Source organism: Paraburkholderia sp., from assembly GCF_035656215.1.
Lineage (GTDB): Bacteria > Pseudomonadota > Gammaproteobacteria > Burkholderiales > Burkholderiaceae > Paraburkholderia.
The window spans coordinates 1-4,377 of the sequence record NZ_DASRSY010000175.1; the positions used below are offsets into that span (position 1 = coordinate 1).

Annotated in this window: 3 protein-coding genes and 1 pseudogene; 1 reads left to right on the plus strand and 3 read right to left on the minus strand. The window is 60.8% G+C overall.

Translation table 11 applies throughout. The features are described from left to right. The 3 genes from VFE81_RS10035 to VFE81_RS10045 all read right to left on the minus strand — a co-directional run. Positions 1 to 651, minus strand: a 651-nt coding sequence (locus tag VFE81_RS10035; RefSeq protein ID WP_325044447.1) for a GDP-mannose 4,6-dehydratase, incomplete at its 3' end; no start/stop codon positions are given. Between the two features lie 36 nt (positions 652 to 687). Beyond that, positions 688 to 1,422 (minus strand): SGNH/GDSL hydrolase family protein, encoded by a 735-nt coding sequence (locus VFE81_RS10040; RefSeq protein WP_325044448.1) that lies wholly within the window; start codon positions 1,420 to 1,422, stop codon positions 688 to 690. After that, entirely contained in the window at positions 1,419 to 2,507 is a 1,089-nt protein-coding gene (locus VFE81_RS10045; protein WP_325044449.1) for an acyltransferase, read from the minus strand. Before VFE81_RS10045 ends, VFE81_RS10040 begins: the two co-directional genes overlap by 4 nt. A gap of 704 nt (positions 2,508 to 3,211) precedes the next feature. Here VFE81_RS10045 and VFE81_RS10050 point away from each other — a divergent pair. After that, a pseudogene (locus VFE81_RS10050) lies at positions 3,212 to 4,377 on the plus strand (hypothetical protein); the annotation flags it as partial.

Genomic DNA, 4,377 nt, shown 5'->3' on the forward strand with positions numbered 1-4,377 from the left:
GTTGCCGAGTTCCAGCGCGTCCTGCTTGCCGAGCTTGATCTTCGCGACCGTGTCCGTGATCTTGCGGGTGACGAATTCGCGGCCACGTAGCGGTGATTCGTGATTGAACAGAATGCCGCTGCTGGCGAAGATACCGTACGACTCGCGATAATTGATGGTCGACCAGTGCGCGAACAGCTTGGCGACACCGTACGGGCTGCGCGGATAGAAGGGCGTGTCCTCGCGTTGCGGCACAGCCTGCACGAGACCGAACATTTCCGAGGTCGACGCCTGATAAAAACGGGTCTTCGGATTCAGAATGCGGATGCCTTCGAGCAGATTCAGCGCGCCGATGCCGGTCACTTCGGCGGTCGTCACGGGCTGGTCGAACGAGACGCCCACGAAACTTTGCGCGGCAAGGTTGTACAACTCGTCGGCCTGCGCGCCTTCGAGCAGGCGCAGCGTGGAGCCGAGGTCGGTCAGATCGTGTTCGACCAGACGCAGATTCGGATGATCGAGCACGCCGAGCTCACGAATGCGCCAGAAGTTGACCGAACTCGTGCGCCGGTAGGTGCCGGTCACGTGGTAGCCCTTGTCGAGCAGCAGTTTGGTCAGATAGGCGCCGTCCTGTCCGGATACGCCGGTGATGATCGCTTTGCGTGGTTGGCTCATAGCTTGCCTTCGATATTGTTAAAAGAAAAAAGAACTTCAGAGCGTGCCGTCCAGCAGTCGCCGCACCAGCGGATCGACGACCCGAAAATCCTGTTCAGCCTTGAGCCGGTACAAGCCCGGCTTCGGATGCGCGCCGTCGGACATCAACATCTTCCAGTCCGGCAGATTGCTGACGAACGCGAACTGATCGACGAGCGCCACCTGTTGTTCGGCCGCTACGCGGCGCGTCATCGCGACCATTGCCGCGAGCCGCGCGTTGAGGCGGTTGTCGGGCATCGGGTTCGACGTCTGCAGAACCGGCTCCTTGCCGAGCGCACGCGCGGTTTTCACGAGCGTCGTTTCGGCCGCGTAAAACTGCTCCGGCGTCTGGTTCTGCATCACTTCGTTGATGCCGTAGTTGATCAACACGATCTGCGCGGACGAAGCGGCGAGCCGTTCCTGCCATGGCAGACCGGCAGTCGGGCCGGCGCGGCGGTTGCCGGTGCCGTCGCGCAACTGGGTGGCCATCGTGCCGCCCACGCCGTAGTTCGTGACGCGCACCCGTTCACCGTACCTCGCTTGCAATTCGCTCTGCAGATATGACACGGCGTTTTGCGCCTGAGGGCCGCAGTGGCCGTCGCTACACGTAATACCGAGCGTGGTCGAATCGCCATAGGCGTCTATCAGCACCTGCGTGGCGGCACGACTGCCGGCATGTGCATCGAATGCCGGCGAAACCAGCACCGACGCTGCGACCGACACGCTCGCGGCAAGCCACGCGCGGCGCTTCATGCGCGGCTTTGCGGCGCTTGCGATGCGCCCCCCGACACGCTGCCGGCGGGCGCTGGCGTTTTGCCTGCCGAGCCGAAGATCAAACGCTTTTCGAACGCGAACCACGTGATGCTGGCGTAGGCGAGGGTAATCGCGAGCGCCAGCGCCGCGGTCAGATAGCGGTTCAGATGCAACGGCCACAGCGTGTACAGCACACTCAGGTGGATCAGATAGATCGTGTAGCTGATGGTGCCGATATAAACCAGCACGGGGTTGCACAGCAGCCGTTTGACGATGCCCTTGCTCTGCAAAGCGATGACCACGACGGAAGTACAAAGCACCAATGAAACGCTGTAGAGCCCTGCGTTCGACAGCGGCGTATTCGCCGCCCGAAACCGCGGGTAGTGCAGATGCAGCCATGCCAGCACGGCCAGCGCGGCAAAGAAGCCGAGCACGGCGAGGCCCTTGAACGGTTCGAGCGCGTTGCGATCGCGCCGCACGGCGACCGCGAGCAGCGCGCCGGCCGCGAGCAGGTCCATGCGGAACGGCGTCAGGTAATAGATCGGCCAGAACGAATCGAACCAGGGCGTGGCGACCGCGCGCAGCACAGGCACCAGCACGATCAACGCGGCCGCCACGTAGCCGAGCACGCGCTCAGGCAGCAACAAAATCACGAACGGCCAGAAAATATAGAACTGCTCTTCAACGGCCAGCGACCACAGCACATTCAGGCTGTCGTGACCGCTTTGATTGAGCGCGTCGCCAATATTGGTCGCGAAGAAGGCGTACCACTGCCAGTGCTGCGCCCAGCCGAAGCCGAACAGAATCGACGACACCACCATCAGCAGCAGATAAGGCGGCAGGATGCGCCGCGCCCGGCGCGCATAGAAATAGCCGAAATACGACTGCTCACGCGCCTTGCGTTCGAGCAGGATGCCGGTAATCAGAAAGCCGCTCAAAACAAAAAACAGATCGACGCCCATCCATAGCGGCGCTTTCAAGGCGTGCTGGGCGAATACCGCGAGCACGGCGATGGCGCGCAAGCCGTCGAGCTGCACGATGCGGCGAGAGTGAGAAGGCGCTGAGGGCAGTGCACGAGCAGTCATGAACCGTCCATGGTGTGAAGCGGATTGGCCACGCGAAGGATCGCGCGCGCCTTCTTCTCAAGTCAGGAACAGGGCCTGAGAAAACGGGGGCGCGCCCGCTTCGCGTCGCAACGGAAGTGCATTTGATTCTAGGGAAAATAAATTGATGAAAAAACGGGAATGAAATGGATAAGTGAATCAGATTGCAACAGGGTGTTTCGTTATCCATTCGGAATTGATTTTTATGCTTGTGTCTTGAAGCTGTCGTAATGCGTAAGAAGTGCAGGCAGCATCAGGCCGCATCGGTAAAGATGGAGGCAAAGGCGCCGCTGGACACCGGCCGTCACGTCTATTTTCATTTAATCGATTTTTAAATCATTTTCTTTCACAACGCTTAAAGCATCGAATATTTTTGAATTATTTTCGATTTTCGTTGTGGCGGTTTTTCCGCGTAATGTGATCGGTGCGGATTGGGTGGCCAAGGACGGCGCGTGCGTCACGCGCTCAGTGCTCACTCAGTGTTCATATTCGTGCTCCTGCTCGAGTGACGGCGCTGTGGCGAGCCAGATCTCAAAGCCTCGTCTTATACGTCGTGTCTTGCGGGAATCAGTCCCTGCTCTTACGTCGCTTCTGCTTCTCGTGGCCTCTGCTGTCACTTCACTGGATTTTGCACCCGCGCGGGCCATGTGCCCGATTGCGGCACGGCCCTGATTGGAGGAATAACTTTGGCCCGTTTCACGTTCAAAACCTGGATTGCTGTACTCGCCTATGCGGTCGGAATGACGGCGGCATCGGTCAGCTTCACGGCATCCGCGGAAACCGTGTTGAACGCGAAAAATTCCTGGATCGGCAATACCTTTGGTTTCGGCGACGGCACGTGGACGCAGATCAACATCACCGCGATTGCGGTCGCGCCGGACGGCAAGGTCTACACGAATGCGCCGTGGGACGAAAGCGGCGCTGAAGCGAGCGTCTACCAGAACGGCAAGATGCTGGGCTTCGCGGGCGGCACGCACGGCTGGGGCAACGGCGGCGGCAGCGCGATTGCGGTGAATCGCAAGTACGCCTTCGTCGCGATCTCGGTCGGCAATGAGAAGGGGCATCTGGTCGAGCAGGGCGTGTGGCCGGAGAAGGGCAAGCAATGGTTCGGTATTTCGCGCCGGCAGATCGCCGATCCGAAGCGCGCCGCACCGTTCCAGCCGGCCGCAAAAAGCACCGACCCGCATGCGCAACTGGCCGCCGGCTTTCTGATGACGAACGAAGTGCCAACCGGCACGAGTGCCGAAATCGGCGGACTGGCGGCGAACGACACCACGCTTTACGCGGCGAACACCGCGCGCGATCGCATCGAAGTCTATGACACGGAATCGATGCAGCAGAAAACCACGTGGACAGTGCACGAACCGGGTCGTATCGCGCTTGCCCCCGACGGCACGCTCTGGGTGTTGAGCGGCACGCGCAACGACAAGGCACCGCACGTGGAGCACTACACCGCTGCGGGCAAGCGCGTCGACGAAACGTTGACGTTGCCCGCCGATACGGTTGCGGTCGATATCGCGATAGATGCACAAGGCCGCGTTCTGATCGCCGACAACGGCCCGCGTCAGCAAGTGCTGTTCTTCAGCAAGAGCAATGGCCGTTACACGGAGTCTGGCTCGCTCGGCGAACGCGGCGGGATTTTTAGCGGTGTCCCCGGCAAACCGGGGCCGCAGCGCTTTAACGGCCTGACCGGCGTAGGTGTGGATGCGCGCGGCAACATGTATGTGTCGACCAACGGCATCGGTCCGCGCTACGAGCCGATCGGTGCGGGCCTCGGGGCGACGCTCGAAAGCTATGCACCGGACGGCAAACAGAACTGGCAGGTGCAAGGTTTGTTGTTCGTCGACGGCGC

Excerpts from the sequence above, each read along its gene's own strand:
- VFE81_RS10040 (WP_325044448.1), bottom strand. The coding sequence starts at position 1,422 with ATGAAGCGCCGCGCGTGGCTTGCCGCGAGCGTGTCGGTCGCAGCGTCG.
- VFE81_RS10045 (WP_325044449.1), bottom strand. The coding sequence starts at position 2,507 with ATGACTGCTCGTGCACTGCCCTCAGCGCCTTCTCACTCTCGCCGCATC.